Source organism: Chryseobacterium sp. 2987 (assembly GCF_031456375.1).
Taxonomy (GTDB): Bacteria; Bacteroidota; Bacteroidia; order Flavobacteriales; family Weeksellaceae; genus Chryseobacterium; species Chryseobacterium vaccae.
The window spans coordinates 160,345-179,929 of sequence record NZ_JAVDUN010000003.1 but is presented as its reverse complement, the minus strand read 5'-3'; the positions used below and the strand labels follow the sequence as shown (position 1 = coordinate 179,929).

The 19,585-nt window shown below is 36.9% G+C and carries 19 protein-coding genes; 14 read left to right on the top strand and 5 right to left on the bottom strand.

The features are described from left to right. Positions 1-98: 98 nt before the first annotated feature. From J2Y40_RS10360 to J2Y40_RS10315, 10 genes are all read left to right on the top strand, one after another. Positions 99-971 (top strand): helix-turn-helix domain-containing protein, encoded by an 873-nt coding sequence (locus J2Y40_RS10360; RefSeq protein ID WP_309998786.1) that lies wholly within the window; start codon positions 99-101, stop codon positions 969-971. A gap of 737 nt (positions 972-1,708) precedes the next feature. Beyond that, entirely contained in the window at positions 1,709-3,289 is a 1,581-nt protein-coding gene (locus tag J2Y40_RS10355; RefSeq protein WP_309998783.1) for a tetratricopeptide repeat protein, read from the top strand. Between the two features lie 174 nt (positions 3,290-3,463). Further along, the gene (locus tag J2Y40_RS10350; RefSeq protein ID WP_153397023.1) at positions 3,464-4,036 is read left to right on the top strand and encodes a hypothetical protein; all 573 of its coding nucleotides are present in this window, start codon (positions 3,464-3,466) and stop codon (positions 4,034-4,036) included. Between the two features lie 112 nt (positions 4,037-4,148). Beyond that, complete coding sequence (locus J2Y40_RS10345; RefSeq protein WP_309998781.1) at positions 4,149-6,986, top strand: hypothetical protein; 2,838 nt, start codon at positions 4,149-4,151, stop codon at positions 6,984-6,986. 90 nt (positions 6,987-7,076) lie between these two features. Beyond that, complete coding sequence (locus tag J2Y40_RS10340; protein WP_153397027.1) at positions 7,077-7,607, top strand: hypothetical protein; 531 nt, start codon at positions 7,077-7,079, stop codon at positions 7,605-7,607. 81 nt (positions 7,608-7,688) lie between these two features. Beyond that, entirely contained in the window at positions 7,689-8,141 is a 453-nt protein-coding gene (locus J2Y40_RS10335) for a hypothetical protein (RefSeq protein WP_153397029.1), read from the top strand. Then, positions 8,131-8,577 carry a transposase gene (locus J2Y40_RS10330; protein WP_153397031.1) on the top strand — a complete coding sequence of 149 codons (447 nt, stop codon included), beginning with the start codon at positions 8,131-8,133 and terminating at the stop codon, positions 8,575-8,577. The genes J2Y40_RS10335 and J2Y40_RS10330 overlap by 11 nt, the downstream gene beginning before the upstream one ends. A 19-nt stretch (positions 8,578-8,596) precedes the next feature. Next, positions 8,597-8,797 (top strand): hypothetical protein, encoded by a 201-nt coding sequence (locus J2Y40_RS10325; protein WP_153397033.1) that lies wholly within the window; start codon positions 8,597-8,599, stop codon positions 8,795-8,797. A gap of 28 nt (positions 8,798-8,825) precedes the next feature. Further along, positions 8,826-9,074 carry a hypothetical protein gene (locus tag J2Y40_RS10320; RefSeq protein WP_153397035.1) on the top strand — a complete coding sequence of 83 codons (249 nt, stop codon included), beginning with the start codon at positions 8,826-8,828 and terminating at the stop codon, positions 9,072-9,074. Then, positions 9,034-9,411: a transposase gene (locus J2Y40_RS10315; RefSeq protein WP_309998768.1), complete on the top strand. Its 378-nt coding sequence runs from the start codon at positions 9,034-9,036 to the stop codon at positions 9,409-9,411. The genes J2Y40_RS10320 and J2Y40_RS10315 overlap by 41 nt, the downstream gene beginning before the upstream one ends. An 83-nt stretch (positions 9,412-9,494) precedes the next feature. Here J2Y40_RS10315 and J2Y40_RS10310 read toward each other — a convergent pair whose 3' ends face one another. Beyond that, complete coding sequence (locus J2Y40_RS10310; protein ID WP_153397038.1) at positions 9,495-10,133, bottom strand: DUF417 family protein; 639 nt, start codon at positions 10,131-10,133, stop codon at positions 9,495-9,497. A gap of 61 nt (positions 10,134-10,194) precedes the next feature. After that, positions 10,195-11,025, bottom strand: a complete 831-nt coding sequence (locus J2Y40_RS10305; RefSeq protein ID WP_153397040.1) for an AraC family transcriptional regulator — start codon at positions 11,023-11,025, stop codon at positions 10,195-10,197. Between the two features lie 281 nt (positions 11,026-11,306). Between J2Y40_RS10305 and J2Y40_RS10300 the strand changes: the two genes are divergently transcribed. The 3 genes from J2Y40_RS10300 to J2Y40_RS10290 are packed head-to-tail and all read left to right on the top strand — an operon-like array spanning position 11,307 to position 17,056. Beyond that, on the top strand, positions 11,307-15,383 hold the full coding sequence (locus tag J2Y40_RS10300; protein WP_185151990.1) for a hypothetical protein: 4,077 nt from the start codon (positions 11,307-11,309) through the stop codon (positions 15,381-15,383). Positions 15,384-15,401: 18 nt separating this feature from the next. Next, the gene (locus J2Y40_RS10295) at positions 15,402-15,740 is read left to right on the top strand and encodes a hypothetical protein (RefSeq protein ID WP_153397042.1); all 339 of its coding nucleotides are present in this window, start codon (positions 15,402-15,404) and stop codon (positions 15,738-15,740) included. Continuing rightward, positions 15,740-17,056: a hypothetical protein gene (locus tag J2Y40_RS10290; protein WP_309998767.1), complete on the top strand. Its 1,317-nt coding sequence runs from the start codon at positions 15,740-15,742 to the stop codon at positions 17,054-17,056. The genes J2Y40_RS10295 and J2Y40_RS10290 overlap by 1 nt, the downstream gene beginning before the upstream one ends. 26 nt (positions 17,057-17,082) lie before the next feature. On the opposite strand, the gene J2Y40_RS10285 is transcribed toward J2Y40_RS10290, so the two are convergent. Beyond that, positions 17,083-17,241 carry a hypothetical protein gene (locus J2Y40_RS10285; protein ID WP_309998764.1) on the bottom strand — a complete coding sequence of 53 codons (159 nt, stop codon included), beginning with the start codon at positions 17,239-17,241 and terminating at the stop codon, positions 17,083-17,085. Here J2Y40_RS10285 and J2Y40_RS10280 point away from each other — a divergent pair. Beyond that, positions 17,240-17,971, top strand: coding sequence for a hypothetical protein (locus tag J2Y40_RS10280; protein ID WP_309998761.1), 732 nt, complete (start codon positions 17,240-17,242; stop codon positions 17,969-17,971). The genes J2Y40_RS10285 and J2Y40_RS10280 overlap by 2 nt on opposite strands. A gap of 142 nt (positions 17,972-18,113) precedes the next feature. Here the strand turns inward: J2Y40_RS10280 and J2Y40_RS24000 are convergent, their stop codons facing one another. Both J2Y40_RS24000 and J2Y40_RS10270 read right to left on the bottom strand, forming a co-directional pair. Further along, entirely contained in the window at positions 18,114-18,218 is a 105-nt protein-coding gene (locus J2Y40_RS24000) for a hypothetical protein (RefSeq protein ID WP_153397046.1), read from the bottom strand. A 217-nt stretch (positions 18,219-18,435) separates the two neighbouring features. Beyond that, on the bottom strand, positions 18,436-18,921 hold the full coding sequence (locus tag J2Y40_RS10270) for a hypothetical protein (protein WP_153397048.1): 486 nt from the start codon (positions 18,919-18,921) through the stop codon (positions 18,436-18,438). Positions 18,922-19,585: the final 664 nt, after the last annotated feature.

Sequence of the window (19,585 nt, the reverse complement as noted above, 5' to 3'; positions counted from 1 at the left end):
GATTTATAATATTTATTAAATACACTTTATTTTAGAAAAAATATTATATTTATAGCGGTTTATGTGTAGAAATTTCTAAACATAACATAATCACAGAGATGAAAGAATTTTCAATAGAACCGTTTTTACACGCAGAAAATAACCAGAAGTCTATCAATACGAAAGAGATTTCGGAACTGCTTGTGCTCAGGCCTGAACAACTTTTAAAGCCTCATAAAATATCATTTTATGCCGTTAATTTTTATTGTGAAGGGCAGGGAAAACATTCTGTTGACTTTAATTGCATTGATGTTAAAGAAAAACATATGCTGTTTCTATCTCAAAATCAGATTGCTCAGTTTCATGATCCTGTTTCCTATAAGGGCAGGGTGCTGATTTTTACAGAAGATTTTCTCTGCAGAAATAATATTCAGACCCAGTTTTTTGGATTGACAAATCTGTTCAACGATCCTTTGAAAATGCCGTATGTGTGTGTAGAAAGCCGCTTTGAAGAATTGTTGTCTCTTTTTAATTTTATCAGTGAAGAGCTTTCAAGACCTTACAGTGAGCTGCAAACCTGTATTTTGAACAATTATCTGTTTAATATTCTGCTTATTGCAGATCAGTTGTATAAGCCGCAGGACCATATTCTGGATACCCATCCATATAAGCTTCTGGTTTCTAAGTTTAAATCTTTTGTCAGCCAGAAGTTAAGCAGACAATATACAATACAGGATATTACAGACCACCTTAATGTAAGTATAAGAACTCTCGAAAAAGCATTTGTTGAGATAGAAAAAAGCACTCCTAAAAAATGGATGGCTGAAAGAATGGTTCTGGAAATTAAAAGAAACCTGGCGTGTAAAGAATATAATATAAGTGAGGTTGCCTATAGTTTAGGATTTAATGAAGTAACCAATTTTACGAAATTTTTTAAATCAAACACCGGACTTACTCCGAGCCAGTTTAGAGAAAATCTAGGGCCGGTTTAAAGAGAGTATCAACTTCTGAAGGTCTGTTTTGCTTTTTATCAGGGTTTGTTTTTATTATTATCGTGAATTTAACAATATTTATAATTTGTTGCTAATCATCCATTTGTATTGATTTTTTTTATTGTTTGTTCCTTAATTTGGTAAATGATACAGTTTATTAGTAGGAGATAGAAGTCTACTTTTGCACTGCAAGTTTATAAAGAGCTGCGATTCTAAAAAACAATGAAATGAAAAAAAATAGCAAAGAGACTCAGATCAGAGTTTACTCTTTGCTTTTTTACAAAGCGGGGATCTGTTATAAGGATGTTCGCTTTTTTATCATTTTTATGCGGCTTTAGATAAGGATGCCGGAAATATGAAAATATAATTTTGTGATATCACAAAAGAGCTTATCAGAATAAAAGATAAAACACAGCTGAATCCTTTAAATAGAGGAGACAACGAAAAAAACTTCTGAACGGATGTCTGAATAACTCCAATTGTAAGAAGTGGAAATAAAAAATATAAACACAACCCTATAACCAGAAAAAAATTATGAAACAAGATACATCAGCTACTGTACCTGTTTAATGAGCAGGTATGTATTCAAACCCGGGCGTTTCTGCCCTTCCAATTCTTTTATTTTTAAATTTTTCATTTCCGAAAAATGATTAATGTTTTATTCCGGAGTCATTAAGCTTTTGGAATAAGTAGGATTTATGTTTTAGCTGTCATTTTCCGAATATTAGTACACTTGGATGAATAAATTATTTCTACCTTTTGTTTTACTGCTGTATATAGCCGTAAATGCTCAGGATACCCTAAAGTATAATACAATTTATACGAAAACGTATCTTGAAACCTCTCAAAAAAACTTTAGTCAGGCTGTGAAAACGGCTGATTCATTGTATACTGTATCTGCATCTCCATACTTTCAGGTAAAAAGCCTGATGCTTTTGGCTTCATTATATCAGCAGTCAGGAGATCTCAAAAAATCTATCGGTTATGCTCATAAAACTGAAGTACTACTCGAGGATTCTGAAGACTACCTTTGGAGGGCTAAGGTTTCCGGCTTTTTAGCAACCCAGTATCGTCTTTTGAAGCTTTATAGCCAGTCTAAAAAATATTCCCTGAAAACCTTTAATCTCTGCGACAGGATAGAGAATAAGAAAGTCGCCAATATGACCAGAGGAATGGCTATGCAGGAGCTAGCCTATTATGAGCAGGAACGTGAGCAGTTTCATAAATCGAATCAGTATATTCTTAAAGCCCAAAAATATTTCAATGAATCCGGTCAGAAAACAGATTTCTTTTCTGCAAACAATGAACAGCTTCTGGGGCTTAACTATTATTATCTGAAAAATCAGGATGAAGCCCTGACCCATTATCAAAAAGCGATGGGGCTTAGTAAAGAACTTCCGGAAAGCCATATCACCGGTTTAATTTACAATGGCCTTGCTCAGGTATGTATTGAGAAGGGCGATTTGAAAAATGCCAAAAAATATCTGGATCTGGCCGAAAAAATTTCCGGGACATCAGGATTTCTTCAGCTGAAAAATGCGGTATACAATACTGCCCAGCAATATTATCTGAAAACAAATGATGTCAGAAACTTAACAAAAGTTGCCATAAAAAAGGATTCGGTGAACAAGAAAATCACTGAAAAAAGTAATGCTTTTATTAACGAATCCTACACCCGGCTGTATGAACAGAACAATGAAATATCGGAAGGCAGTTTCAGAAAAGATGTTATCATCTTTATTGGAGCTGTGCTACTCATCTTGATTATCGTTGGATTTATGCTCTATACAAGAATAAAACACAAAAAAAACTTACAGCGGTTCAATGAAATCCTTAAACAAGTGAATAAAGAAAGAATATCTGAGAAAGAGCCGGTTGAGGAAGCCGAATCTTTTTCAAAAGATATTGAAGAAAACGAAAGAAGAACAGAACAGGAATATTCAGTTACAATGACCACTGCCACAGAAAGAAAAATACTGATTAAGCTATACGAATTTGAAAGGTCTGATATATTTACCAATAATAATATTTCACTTCCTTATCTGGCCTCACTTTTTGAGACCAACACAAAATACCTTTCATTTATTATCAATACCCATAAGAAGAAAGATTTCAATAACTATATCAATGAGCTCAGAGTTTATTATGTGATAAAGAAATTGAAAATCAATCCAAAGTACAGGAAATATAAAATTGCAGTTCTGGCAGAGGAAGCCGGTTTTTCTTCCCAGAATAAATTTGCTACTATTTTCAAAAAAGTAACTTCAATGTCTCCTTCTCTATTTATAAAACATCTTGAAGAAGAGAAGGTGAAATAATCATCCGGGAACTTTATCATTTTGAGGAAAATGGTAATAGAATGCCTTTTAAAGCGGTTTTTAGCGCATTATCTTTGTGCCTGTCAGAGGAGGGGGGTGTGGTCACTGTACCGATCAAATCTCATAAACTGTATTATTTATGTCTGCAGTTTATAATATCCTGACACAGGAATAATGAATAAAAAAACGCAAATAGATGTGCTGCCGGGTATACTTTCTTTAAGGAAGTGGATTACGCTGTGTATTCTTATTTTAATCAGTGTTTCTTCAAAATTCCATGCACTATCTTATAATGAGCGAATAGAAGGCTTAGGACAGAACGTAATATACGTAACCAAGGGTACAACTATTTTTATTGGAGATTCCAATATAAAAATAAAACAAGTCCTGATTTCTAAAGAAAACAGGAAAATAAAAATCAGACAGAATAAGAAACCGAAAACTGTAAAATCTTCAGATAAAAGAGAGCAGATCAAAACAGAGCAGATCAAAGCAGCGGCTATTCTATATTCCAAAAACTCTTCTTCCGGAAGTGACCTGTCCGTTCCGGGCAGGAAAGACCTCTTTTTTATTGCTTCAACAGGAGAAACTCAAATAAAATCATCACTTCATAGATCTGTGGATGTTCTTTATGTTCAGAATTATTTATACGGAACCAGTATCGTCTCCGGAAGTTTGGATGAGCTGTTTTTAGAACACCATTTTTCTGAATCCCATGCCATAAGGCCACCTCCTTTTATTATTTGATTTTTAACGTATTAACTAAAATTCTCATGCTTCTTTTACAGGAGCACAGGTAAGTTCATGCCTGAATCTGAAAATGAACGAACAATAAATGAATGAATTAATGAAAAATAATATGAAGTATCATCTACAGTTTAGAGCTGTAATAACTTTTGTATGTCTGTTGTGCAGCGGATGGCTTTTGGCAGACGGCTCCAGGAATTTGTACCCGTCAGGTGCTACCGGGCTCCGTGCATTTTTGAGATCAAGCACCACTACCACAGATAGCTGGCCTTTCGCCAATGAAGGAACGCATTATGTATATGCCATACCAGGAGAAATCATTACTCTGGCTTCAAGTGCACAGAATGGAGGAACAGGAAGAATAAGGCTTTTTGCACCAGATGGAACACAGGTTGTTAACAATACTTCCAGTGGACAGATTTCCAGCAGAAGTGCAGAAATTGCAGGACCACAGCTGTCTGGGCAGACAGGGGGAGGCAGATATACACCCATCTATCATCCTGTAACAGAAGCCGGTATTTACCGTGTTGAGTTCGTGGGACGGGCAACATCAGATCCTTCCACAACAGTAAGTGCAGATAGTAACTGGACGCAAAGCAGTACCAATGCCGGAATTGCAGCATGGGACGTATCCGTTATTAATACAGGCAATACAGGATTTGTGCAAGGACGTGTGTATGCCAATATCCTGAATCTTTCCAACGGAACCTCTTCTGCAGCTACTGATGGATTTTATGGATTGGTATATGTACTAACAAAAGACGGATACACTTATAGAGTAAATAATAACGGGAATAATGGACTTTATTTTACTTTTTATGCGAATAACAATGGGTTTATAGATCCCACTACACAAAATCCTGTTTATAAAAGTCTTGACCAGTCCACAACCGCTTTTTTAACAGGAAAAGCACATAATCCCAATTTAGCCGATACTTCTAAACACATTACCCATAAACTGTTCTACAGCCTTCCTGCGGCAGATTTGCCAACAACATCATCAGGAGCTGTTCCGGGAGGTTCTACCTGGCTTAAAAGCACAGTAATTGTACCAGATGTGACAGGAGTTCAGCTGGTAGGAGTTGATGGAACACCAGCACAGGTAAGTGGGAAAGGAGGATATATTAAATTTAACGCAGGGGCTCCCGGGCAGTATAAAATTGTGATCCAAAGCACAGCAAATCCGGCTGCTTTTGTTACGCGTACCCTTACGGGACCGTCTGTAGCAGGAGTTAATTCTATTTTCTGGGATGGAAAGGATGGTTCCGGAAATTCACTGCCAATAGGTTCAGTACCAGCAGAAGTAACGGTACAGCTTCAGGGAGCGGAAGTACACTTCCCGTTCATTGATATGGAGTATAACAGGAATGGAACAATTATCCAGCTTCTGGATCATACCAATCTGAGTAATGTAGCATCAGATCTTGTTTACTGGAATGATACTGATATTCCAAATGGAAGCACCGGTACATCTTCTAACCCTAAAAACAATACCCACCTGCCTCCGGTAAACAGTGCAGGAATCAGCAGTGTAACTAACGGACATATCTGGGGAGTAGGAGGATCAGGAACCTCCGGGCTGTTCGGAGATGTAAGGTCAATTGATACATGGACTTTTATCAAAGGAAATGCAGCGACAATTGCTACCACTGTGGAAGTGAAAATTGCAGACTTAAAAGTAACCCAGGTAGTACCGGATAAATCTGCGGTTTCAGTAGGAGAACAGCTTACCTACACTGTAAAAGTGAAAAATGACGGTCCAAGCGGTGTTACGGAAGCTCCGTTTACTTTTACTCTTCCGCCGGGTCTGGATCCGCAGTCTCTTGTTTTCACAGCCAACGGATGCGGAAGTGAATCGACAGCAATAACTTACAATCCTGCGACACGTACTTATTCGTCTGCACTTAATTTGCCTAACGGATGTGAAATTACCTATAAATTCACTGTAACGGTTACTGCTTCTGCAACACCGGGAAATTTAACAGTAAAAGCAGGAATACTTCGTCCGAATGACGTAACCGACCCGGATGCAACCAACCCTAACCCTGCAGTTCCACCTACCAATGCAGAATATGAATGTGCGAATAACGGGTTAGGAGGTAATTGTAACAATTTATTGAATAATGCCAATGTAATGTTTTCTCCAACGCCAATATGTACGGAAGATGTTCAGGGGAATGCTTTCAGTACAGAAGACGGAGATCCGGTAACTTTCTCTCAGCCAGCCACCGATTTTGGTTTTGTCTTCGATATTTATACGCTTGATAATTCTTTTAACCTTAACATCAACGGAACTCAGCTTGCTACGCAGGAAATTCAGTTTTCTACAGCTGTTCCGAATATCCGTTTCGCAGACGGATCTGTTTACGGATCGGGTGGAATACCTGAAATCTGGCAGATCATAGGAACATCTTCAGCCCCTTCAGTAAGAGTAAATATCAGTGCTACAGGAGCGGTAACATTATTCGGTAGTAAGACATCAGGAGGTCCGTTATTTCCTTTGGAATTATATAATGGAGCAACCTTTAATATAATAACCTGGAACGTAGCATCAGCCAATATCGTTACAGCAACACAGGTGGTGGTAGGTCCTACTTATATGACCGGTTACGGATCAGGAAAGAAAATCGTGCCTTGCCATTGTATCAAACCTGGAGCAACAGGTACGCCGGACAGCTATGCACAGATCGGAATTCTTACCAAACCATCGATTACTGCTGCGAACTGGCCTAAAAATGTTCCGAACGGGCAGCTTGTTCTGGATAGTGCCGGAAAAGGTCTTGTGGTTACTCATATGACCACCGCTCAGAGAAATGCTCTGGTTCCGGTGGAAGGAATGGTTATTTATAATACAGATTTAAAATGTGTTCAGCTTTACAGAGGTACCACCCCGGGAGTAGATATTTCCCGTACCGGATGGAACTGTATTAAAAGAGGCTGTAACGAATAACAATAGGTGATTAAGTTTTTAAAGATTGCCGGGATAGCTGGAAACAAATATCCTGGCAGCTTTTTAACGGATAAAAAAATGAAATTAAAAATGAGAAATATAATAATTACATCAATAGCTCTCTTTTCTGCAGCTTTATTCAATAATATAAAGGCTCAGGTAGCATTTGGTAAAGATAATGTAGCGAACCCGAGTGCTCTGGTAGAATTTGGTCCGGGAAATAAAGGGATTATACTACCATCAGTTGCTTCAGCTTCAGGAGCGGTAGGAGGGACTTTTGTTTTTAATACGGCCGATAAAGCAGTGGAAGTGTGGGAGGAAAAAAACAATAACAATACCGGAGGCTGGACTTCGCTTACGGATCAGGGACAAGGTATTCTTCATGCTTTATTTAATACAGGCACAGATGCAGCAGCAACAGCCGGAGTGATTATCGGAGCAACAACAACAAGTAAGCCAGGAACTCTGGTGCTGGAATCTACAACAAAGGCAATGGTTTTACCTGTAGTGACCAATCCGCATCTGACTATGAAAAGCTCAGTAGCAGGAACGATGGTATATGATACGGCTTCTGATATGCTGGCTGTATATGATGGAACGAATTGGAGCTACTGGAAATAAGAAAATCATCAGTTTAGTTTTGAGCTGCAGAATGAGGGGTAGAAATAGTCCTCTTCTGCTGCTTTTATAAGTTAAAAAAAAATGACAAAAATTAATAATTTTCATACAATGCAGATGATCATGAAGGTTTTAACAGTCATGATCCTTGTTATTTTTTTAGTCCTGGCCTGCGCACCTTGGAATACAGCTGTCAAATTTGTTCTTCTCGCTACGGGAGCTCTCCTGCTGAGACTATTCCTAAAGGCTAAATGCATTGAATATGAATTCTCAGGAGAATGCATAACGATTAAAAGATTTCATCCTTTTTACCAACGAAAAAAGATGTCGCCTTTCGCCGAATTTCCAAGACAATACCTCAAAGATTTCGTGCTTGAAGAAAGACAGATGGTTTCCAGCCTGGTTATTGTGCTGGATACGGAAAAAAGAAAAGGATTCAAAATGAAACTTCAAATAGCGGGTTTTAATAATCAACAAATAAAAGACCTTACAGATTCACTGGAAAGTATAAAAAAGACGAATAAAAATGAATACTGATTTTAAAAATATCCATGTTGGAAAACTGGTAAAAAAGAGAGTGGCAGAATGTGAGATTGATACATTCAGAATATGCAGATTTTTTAAATGTACGGAAGATGATTTGAAAATCATGTATCAGCAGCCGGATATGCCCTCTGATCTGATGCTAAAATGGAGTAAGTTATTGGAATACGATTTTTTTAGAGTGTATTCACAGCATCTTATATTATATTCTCCCCCGGCCAATGCCAATCTGAGCAGACAGACAGACAAGAAGAAATCAGATCTTCCCCAATTCAGAAAGAATATTTATACAAAGGAGATCATTGATTTTATTATGGAATTGATCCTTACAGGAGAAAAAACAAGATATCAGGTGATAGAAGAATATAGAATACCCAAGACCACATTGTATAAATGGATGGATAAATACAGTAGTAAAGCAGCCAGTTAACTTAATATACAAGTATAAAATGATACTAACTGAAATGATCCTGATCGGGAAAACAATTGAAGAAGCAGAAGAACTTGTAGGGCAGAAAACAGTAAGAATGTACAGCTCAAGATATGCTTTTGAATTAGAGCGTTATTGCTTTGGTATTTTAAAAAGACGTCTACATATTTCTACCTGTAAGGGAATCATTTATGACTGTCATTTCAGAATAGATCTGTAAAATAAGCCAATCAAAAATTCCAGATTTTATGAAACCAGACAAGCAACTGTACGAAAAAGATTTTCTTTTGGGGCTCTCAAAAAAAGAAGTCATCAATGAACTTGGACACGGATTCAATTTTTATCCGGATGATATCTGGTATTATGAAATAAAGAGGACATGGTGGGGAATGAAAACGGTTCTATTCCTGATTTTCCGAAACGGAAAGCTACAACACAAAAACATTAAGAAAGTATATGGAAAAGTATATAAAACCAAACTACCAGAAAATCTATAGTGATATTATCACCAGAAAATACCCTGATAAAGAAGAAAAGTGCAGATTTATCCTTACCAAAAAAGATCTTTCAGTAATGGATGTTATTAAGCTGAACAAGCTAATTTTTACGAAAGATGTAATGCAGGATACACTCATCAGCAATCAGAAACATCGTTCATACGATAAACAGACCATACTGCAGATCCTGAAGTATCAAAAAGAAAATAACATGAATAACAGTGAATTGGCAAGACACTTCAGCCTTAGCCGTAATTCTGTAGCGAAATGGAGGAGGATATTTTTAGGAGAAGAAAACTCTGGAAAGAAAATTGCAGCTAAGGATCTTGTATATTAATGAATTTTTGAATAAAATTTATTGGCGGTGGCTCCGAAGGAGCCACCGCCAATAAATTAGCACAGGGGGGCACAGAGAATTTATTAATCATTTTTATCCGGAATGGAAATTCCGCCTTTGGCGAATATCTTTTTTAAGCTGTCTGAAAGCAAGACCAGCCCGGCAGCCATCATGATAATGTCCTTCAGAACAAGACGTCCGGCTCCTGATAAATAAGGAAATCCATGCTGAGGTGTGGGAAAATCACCACCGAGATCAGGAACATATACTTCCGGGGTAGTAATCAGAAAAGACAAAGTAACTAAAGACATCAGGAATGTTAATGCTCCGCCAGCCGCTCCAATTTTGGGAAACCATACTCCCAGAACAACCAGAATCCCTATGATGACAATCACACTGCCAAGTCCGTAAGAAAAAATATAAGTTCCGTTTTCTTGGTGCCAGTCTATATTTCTCTGAACAACTTTTCCTTCCGGATTCTTATAAATAGTATATTCCGGAACCATTTTATTTTCCTTATTAAGCACTTTATTGGCTGCATTTTTATAAAAGAAATTCATAACAGGACTATTCGCGACAAAAGGGACGATTCCCTCTGCTTCATACTGAAATGCTTTTAATCCTCCAATCCATGCCATAACGATGAATATGGAAACCCTCAGAAAATTAAGGAAGTAAGAGTCCAATGCCGTAAGACGGTTAAGTAATCTGTTGTGCTGCATAATTTGCTTTTCTACAAAGGTATTGAGGCACAAGCCTCTTAAAAATAGAGATATCAGGATATTACATGGACATTTTTGCCACTACAGAGATTCCTACCTTTTCTCTGTATTTTTTAGGAGAACAGCCAACGGATTTCTTAAAATACCTGCTGAAATAAAATTCATCATTAAAACCTAGCTCAGCAGCAATTTCTTTCACAGATCGATAGGTAAGATGAAGTAGTTTTTTGGCTTCCAGAATGACTCTTTCATTAATAAGCTGGCTGGGAGTTTTACCAAATTCTTTCTTAATGGTTTTGCTTAATGTTCCGCCAGTGATATACAGTAGATTACTGTAAAACGCAAGTTCCTTTTCCTCCTTAAAATGAAGATCCAGCAGCTTTCGGAATTCTCCGGCGTGTTTATTAGCGGGTGTTTTATGGTAAATCTCATTCTGCACTATATTGATTTTCTGTTTGCTGCAAATGGCAAGGATCAGCTGAATATAAGTTTTAATAATTGATGCTGAAAACGGATGATCTTCCGAATTTTCAAGTTGAACATGATTAAAAATTTCCAGAATCAAGGCATAATTTTCCTTAGTGAGCTGTATGGCCGGGTTTAAATAGATATTGTTAAAAAGAAGCCCATTACAGGCAACTTCTTCTTTATGATATTCTATACAATAATAATCACCATGGAAGAAAAGACAAAAAATCTCCTGCCCGGAATGTGGTACCAGATTTAACTTCTGAAAAGGAGAAAGAAACAGGACTGTACAGTCTTCATAAAAATAATTAATGTGATCTACAGAAAAAACGCCAGACCCGTTCAGTAAAATGACACTATAATTTTCTGTCGTAAGGTCTGTGGGAAAATCAGATTGATGATAAGATTGTATGTGTACAGCCATGGAATAAATATAGGAAATCTCAACTGTATAAGCTTAATATTACTAGTGGGGATTGTTTTTCAAAAAAATATAAAACCTGTTTTTAATACGTCGAGTTCTGTCGCTTCCGGCTCTGATATTTGCATCAATAAAACACAGAACATGAAAATAGACTTAAAAAATAGGGGTGGACATCCCGCCTGATACCACCTTAAAAAATAAGGCTTACATCAAAAGTCATTATTGAAAAAAAGACTTTTCTTATTCATTTATTCAATAAAAAACAATCAAAATCACAAAAAATGAACAACATTGAAAACAATGCTGCCGAAACTCCGGCAGAAAACATTCCATCTCAAACCCTGTTTAGATTTGTAAGCTTAAGAAGCCCCCAGCTTTCTGATGAAAAAGAACAGAATAAAAGATTTATTCTGATTCCTGAGACCTATAAAAATGATAATACATTTTATATTCCTGTAGTAAATGCAGTAGGCTCAAAACAAAGGAAATTAATTGAATGCGCTGCTGCTTTTGCCAGTAGTCCAAAATGTATTAGCAGCGATCCTGCCAGTTTACATAATTTATCAAATTTTAAAAGAAATTACAAAGCAGTTTGTGAATTTGGAGCATGGATTGTAAAAAACAAAGATACCCACACTGCCCAAGAAATTCTTGCTGTAAGAAATACCTATTTTGCCGGGCAAATACAACCTACTCCTGAGCCTGCCGATATCTGGAATAACCTAATTTACCAGGTCGTGACACAAAAAGACTTTTATATTAAAGAAACGCTGATGCAGGCCTTACTTGCCATGCATGTTCTGCCGGCCGTTAATGAGGAAACAACAAAGATATTAGTAAATGCCAAAGTAGTTCTTCCTAAAGAATTAATGCTGGATGACAAACCTCTTCCGGCGTCTGAAACGTTCTCAAAAGCCGGAGCAAGAGAAGCAAAAGAAACAATTCCTACAGAGGAAATGAGAAAGCAGCAGCTGGTTTCTGTAACAAAAGCAAAACTTGAAAAATATGCAGGACTAAAGAAGAACCTTTCTGCAATAGAAAGAAGATATAGGAGGGAATATCAGACAGAATATGAAGTTTACCAGGAAGGGTATCAAAGAGAAATTGCTCCTATTATTGAGCGCTATAATCTTGAAGTAGCTGAAATGAGAGATAAATACTGTCCTACAAGAGCTCCCGGCGAAAAATATGATCCGGCAGATCCATGCCAGCAGATCCCAAAAGTTCCAGAACCAGTCCTTCCAAAATTTGATTTCCAGTTCCGCCCGGAAATAGAAGCCGGAAATTTAGAATTGGAGCTTAAGCCTGATAATATGGAGGCGCTATTGGATATTCTTGGGTTTGATTTTCCGCAGGATCAAATCAGTAACCGTGCTGCAGCTCCTGGAACTCCGAATCTTAATGAATTACTGGATGGAAGAAACACTTTTTCAGAAATCAATGCTCTGATCAAAGAAACGGAGGAAAAGTGTAATACGATTATTGCAGAAAATACAGAAAGCAATACAGAAGTTTATACCAGTATTGGAGGGGTTATTGTTCCTTTAACAAGAACTGTTTCTGTACCGTTTACTTACCAGATTTGTCCACGGGTTTTATATAAGAGGTATGCACTTGATCTTTCTTTAAATGTTCCGGATGCTTCCTGGGATGTTTCCGGAGTATCATATGCCCTGATTGAAAGCAATGGTAATTTGAATGCAGACAACGATGGATTCTGGTTTGTAAAATCAAGAACAGGAAATACTATTTTCTTAAACAACCTTTTAAAGGAAGGTGTTGAATATGCTGCTTTACAGGATTCCTCTTTTGATATTAAAGTCTATTTTACCAACGGAAGAATGGCTCAGTTCAGAACCAATGGAATTAGCACAAGATCATGTATTTCTTCCCAATTTGAACTGCTGGTTGAAGAAACAGAAAATCCTCCGGTTGTCATTGAGGGTGAACAGAACTTCATCCCTTCAGGATTTGGATTTAAACAAATAGGGATTGCTGATTATCTGAAAGTAGAACAGAGTACCCATGCTTATGTGGAAGGAGAAGTAGCTCATATTGAGAATATCATGGCAAGAGAATACCGTGAAAAATCTACCCGAAGATTAAGAAGAAGCGAAAATACAACCACCTCCTCTTCAGATACTGAAAGAGAGCAGCTTTCAGATACCACTACGGCTAACCGCTTCGAAATGCAGTCTGAAGTATCAAAAATTATGCAGGAATCCAATGATTTTGCCGGCTTTGCTAATGCAAGTTATAGAAGCCCTAATGGATTATTCTCTCTGAATGCAGGAGCTAATTATGCCAATCACCGTTCCAAAGATGAAAGTACAAGACAGGCGGTGAGTCAGGCTCAGGATATTACTGCCAGAGCAATGGACAGAATCGTGACCAAAGTTCATGAAGAACGGATTGAAAAGATCATTGATGAGTTTGAAGAAAACAATTCCCACGGATTTGATAACCGTAAAGGGGATAAAAATGTAGTAGGAGTGTACCGTTGGGTAGATAAACTGATGAAAAACCAGATCTACAACTACGGTAAACGTATGATGTTTGAATTTATGGTTCCGGAGCCTGCAAAACTTCATTTGTTGGGAATGGCTTCTCAGAAAAAACCGGATCAGGTAACTTTGGTAAAGCCGGAAGACCCAAGAACCTCTTCTGTAATGAAGCTTGCTCATTTTGGAGATCTGGCGAATGATAACGTTCTCAAGTACTGGACAGCGAAATATAATGTTGAAATTCCAGAAAAGCCAATTGAATCTTACAGCGTTGGAAAATCAATGAGCGGGCAGTTTGTCAATGAAAACAGTGCCATCCAGAATGCATCCTTTAAAGATGAAATCCAGATTCCGGATAATTATGTGGCTGTAAAATGTGCAGCAGGATACAGTGCGGCAGGTGATAGCAGCGCAACGGCGATGTGTATTCTGGTAGGAGATCAGACGTTCTATATTCACGGAAGGTGGTCCCAGCTTGAAATGCACCCTAGACAAGTTCTTACAATGCCTTATTCAAAGTCCATTCCTATTTCTACTACTTTCTACGAGGCTTTTTCAGGAACAGTGAATTGTGTGGTTGATCTGGAGTTAACAACCGAAGCCAAAAATGCATGGTATCAGAAAGTTTTTAAAGCGATTATAGACGCCTATGAAGATGCTTTGGTGGGGTATAATAATAAACTTGGAGAAGAAAAGAATAAGGCTGTAGAAATCAAAGGTTCAAACCCGATGTTCTACCGTCAGATTGAAAATACCATTCTGCGTAAAAACTGTATTTCATATCTGTCAGACAGAACTTCCGGTTCTACTCATGGCTACGGATTAGAAGGGCAGACCAGCGGTTCTTCCTTCAGAGACTATGAAACGGTTTTAAACAGCAATCTTGATAAATACACCGCTTTTGTGAAGTTTATGGAACAGGCTTTTGAGTGGGAAAATCTTTCCTATAACCTGTATCCCTATTATTGGGGCAACAGAGAAAACTGGATGGATCTTTATCAGGCTGAAGACACCGATCCGTTGTTCAGAGCCTTTATGCAGAGTGGTATGGCGAGAGTTGTTGTTACGGTACGTCCGGGATTTGAGGACGCAGTACAATTCTATCTGGCCACCGGAAAGATCTGGAACGGAGGCGAAATTCCTGTCATTGGTGATGAATTATACCTGTCTATTGCAGATGAAATGAAGGAACCCAAAGGAATGAAACAAGGAAAAGCCTGGATGACAAGGCTTCCAACGTCTCTAAACATCCTTCAGGCAGAAAGTATCGGATTGAAAGTGAAACATGCGCTGCCTTTCAGTACAGAAAATCCGGATGATTTTGAAGTACCGTCAGAAGTGATTACAGAAGATAAATTCAATTTTGAAAAAGATAACAGCTTGCTGGGCGGAGGTATAGGTGAAAAATGGATTGAGATTACGTTTGATCGTATGGATAAATATTCTAATATTTATTCGATGGATGATAATTCCGTTTTCCCCAGAATATATGAGTGTATGGGAAATACTATTACAATTGAAAGAGATGCTGCCTGGAGTGCAACGGAACTTTCAACGGTCTTCTACAAAAGTTTAGCATTTGAATTATCCGCAATTGATGGGTTAAAAGCTGTTCCTACTGGAAATAATGGATTAACATTTAAAATAGATGTTAATAAGATAAAAACATTTACATTCAGAAAACCAGATGATAATGATGAATATGGTTTGTTAAAGTTTGTAACTGATGGGCAGGATTACCTTAAAATTTTATCTCCTGAACAATACCGTGAAAGAGTTTTAGATAAAGATAGAATTGAGCTTACAATGAATGATTTTACAGATAAAGCTCCTCTTTCCAAATTCCTAGTTTAATCCCTTAAAATTTAACCCATGAGCCGTGTAAAACACGAGGCTATCTGGCAGCACGATAAAGTGCTGCCTTATATCCTCACGACCTTAAAAGATAAGATTAGTGAGATTACTGCGGTAGAAAAGATATTCCTTTTCGGAAGCAGGGGCCGGATTCCTTTTGAACAATGGAAGGATCTGGAAGGAAAAGACTGGGACGTTATGGTACAGACCAAATACAAACTGAAGAACGCTCAGATTCTGGTAGATAAAGATTATTACGTGGATCTTCTTGTTCTGGATGAAGAAAGGATCAAAACGTATTATTCAGGAAATAAACTGACGATGGTTTTCCCGGAGAACGAATTAAAAATACCGTGATGAGCTTAGAAATATTAAACAATCCTTTATTGGGCAGCTCCGAACATTCTTTTTTTAAAACAGACAGCCCTTCTTTCCCTGTTTTGAAATCACCTTCCGAACAGAAACAGCTTACAGCAAAACAAATTGCTAATACCTATTATGATGGAAAAGCCGCTCTGAGTGGTAAGGGTTTTCAGATCTATACAGATGATCCCATATTTGGAGGAAATATAGAAGAGGTCGTTATTTATCAAAGTATGTACAGAAAGACCATTGAAGGAATTGATGTGATTCTTTTTGCCAGTAAAGACGGAGCTTTTCTTCTTCAGCGTTATATGGAGGCGCTGCCGGATAGTAATCAGCTGATTCTTTTCCTGGAAATTAATGATCAATATAATTACAGCACGGTAATGCGGGCTGTGGCAGGTGCGGAGCTTACGAAAACTAAAAATAATTCCTTTGACGATATTCTTAGTTTTACAAGAAAACATCAGGTTACTGTTTCTCCAAAAGCACTTGAAGAGCTGATCAAAAATGAAATTTATAGAAATAAAGTAAGTTTCATTAGCTGGTTTCTGGGATTAAAAGATGCCAGCATCGGTAAGATATTTAGTTTCTTTAAACAGGAAATGTTAGAAGGAGCTGCTGATTTTTTTATAGAAGGTATCGCAGATAATATTGCAAAACTCAGGATTACTGAAAATGGCTGGAATCCCTATCCTAAAGAAGGTGAATACGATCCTGTTTTTATTCCAGATGCACTTTATAAGGAACTTAAAAAATTCTATGAACATGAAGGTCAAAAGAATCCGTATGAAAATCTGGAAGGACAGAAGAAAATAAATGCCCAAATTGTAAAAACCCTGTTTGAAAAAATAAATGATGTTAAAACAGATTTTAGTAATCTCCTGGCTAATGCAGAAAATTTCTTTCCTGCTTTTATTTTTAAGAGAATTAAAAAATCCATCAACTTCTTTTTCAACCAGATAGATAAAATTGAAAGTTTTCTTATCGATCCCCTTACCGGAATGCAGCATATTATCTATAGAGGTCATCAGATGACTAATGCTTTTCTGTGTGGGATTTACAACAGTCTGATTGATATTATCGCAGGAATTTTTTCAATCATTGGCTTTATTTTCAAGGCAGTTGCTGCTATGGATAGAGTGAATGACCGGAAAGTTGAATATGGTGAAATGTTCCTTGAGCTAACGGAAGACCTTATGGAGGGGATTATGAACTTTGATTATCTGGACTTTTTTAAACAATGCCTGACCTTTCAGATAAGAACCATTATTCGTCTGGTAGCATGGATTGAGGAAAAAGTCCCTTAGCTGACTTTTGAAAAAGCTTCTTACTATTATGGATATATCATTGGGATTATCGTAGACATCGTTGTTGAAACGCTTCTTACCGGCGGAACAGCTGCGGTTGCTAAGCTGGCTAAAACGGTAGAAAGCTTTATATTAAATCCTCTTGAAAAGATTTCCAAAGCCGTTACCCATGCCGGAAATTTCATGACAAGAATCCTGGAGTTCATTAAAATGATGCTTCGCGAATTTAAAAAAGGAACAAAGGAAATTTTTTCTAAATTAGAGAAAGTTTTAGATGAGGTCTTTGGATTGGGAGATGAAGTAGCGGATCATGCTCTGACGCCTGCGGAGAGAAGAGTGAAGGAGAAGCAAAAGAGAGCTCAGAATAAGTTTGAGAGAAAAAGAAGAGGAGGAAAGTATAATTTAGAAGATGTAGATGAATTAGGTTCTAAACCAGCAACAAAAGAAGAGTTGTTAGATTGTGATAAAAAAATTAAAATCTTAGCATTTAAGGAAAAGGGGAGGTTTAGATTAGCGACAAAAAACACTCCAGCATATAGATATATAGAAAAGAATAATATTGCAGCATATTTTGATGCTCATGAAATACCACCTGTAATATGGTATAAAGAAGGTTCTTCTAATTATGTAATTGCCCATGAATATTATCATTTGGAAGAATTTTGTAAAATTGGAAAAAAAGCTTTCACTAAAAAAGATTTTGGCACTTTAAAAGAAGCACTTGTGAATAATATATTGCGTGAGAAATATGTTGCTGAAAGATTGCTAGAAAATGCAGAAATACTAAATTTATCCTTGAGTGAATTAAAACATATTAAATTGTACTATCAAGAGAAGATTATTCTACCAGCAGTTAATTTGGGAGTGGAAATGATTCCAGAATTTATTATAAGATTTAAAAATTACGGACTATGACAGATAAAGAAATAATAGAAAAAGCAACTAAAGCTTTAAAAGCATTAGATTTACTTGCTGATTATAACAGTATTGGAGTATATAGAGATATAAATCCTATGATCTTGGAAATGAATCCTGACATTGAGTTTCAGTATTCGGTTCATTTTAACTTTAATCCCCCGGTTCTTGGAACTGGAGCTGCTATAACAGTCGATAGAAAGACAAATAAGCTATTGAAGATTATAACTAAAAACGGATTATACAAAGTCCCAGAAGAACTACAGTAATTTTTACTGCTTCAGAAAATATTCAAAACTTTTAAATCAACCAGCATGATTCCCATGCTGGTTTTTCTTTTTTTGGTTTTAGATTAGAGAAAATTTCAAGAAAGATGAATTAAAAAAAGACCGGCAGTTTTAAACTACCGGTCTGATTAGCAAAAAAAATATCTGATATCGATTTAATTCTCTCCGAAACAAAGCCTACTTGGCTACATACGTATAATTCTTATTATGGGTTTGTCCGGCAACTACCGTTGTGGTTACATTGGTTTCTACGCTTCCTCCTACCTCAGTTTTGTAGCTCACAGCAATAGGGCCTCCGTCATGATTGGTAACATGGGCACTTAAATTTCCAAAATTAAAAGGTTTCACGGTTTCAAGAACATAGGTTTGAGTGGAACCTGTAAAATCATTTATTCCCAGGATAATATCATCTTCATTTCCCTGTGTGACACCGTTTATTTTCCATACCGGGGAGCCGTACTGGCTGGCATCATGGTTTCCTGCCGCTATTCCGAAATCCACCTGGTCGTTAGAATCTGCTCCGTTTATTGTAATGGTCATTTTCATATTGGCCTTCGCATTGGAAGGGTCGTCATCATCTTTACCACATGCTACAGATATGCTTCCTATAGCTATTACAGTAAGAAGACTGAAAATAATTCGTTTTGTCTTTTGCATTTTCATAATACTACTTTTGAATGTTGATCCTGCAAATGTAGTGCTGGATAAGCTGTCCGAACAATACAGAAAAATCAGGATTTTTATTCTCCCTGAAATTAGGTAGAAGGAAGAGTATATGAGAGTTTCAATGGGAAAAGATTCGATAAACAGAGGTGATTAGAAAGCTCAAAATCTTGTATTTCAAAATAAAATAATGGAGACTGTAAGAGACGGTTTAAATTTTACATTTCTTCAAGTCTTCAAAAAGACTAACGCAAAGTTGATGAATAATTCCACCTTATTTTGAGTCATCAAAGTGATGCGACTTCATCGCTGATGAAGCGGAATGTTTATCCATACGCTTCAACGAATCAACCGAGTTGATTACAGCCTTTGCTCCCTTAAAGTCAGTAGTTTATAAAATGAAAGCTTTGCGTGGAAAAAACACATCGCCAGTATATTATCTTTTTAATCAAAAAATACTCAAAGAATGTGATTTAAATAAAGATGTGAATGTTATACAAAAAATCAAATTTAGAAATTTAAACAGGCTTTCAGATATTATTGAAAATTTATGATCTGTAAATCAGGTGATTGTCGTGTTGTTTGGCCTTTTTTATAAAATTTCATGCAAGATTTTCCAAAAACCGGGTTTTACTAATGAGTACTCAAAATCAATGAATGTTTA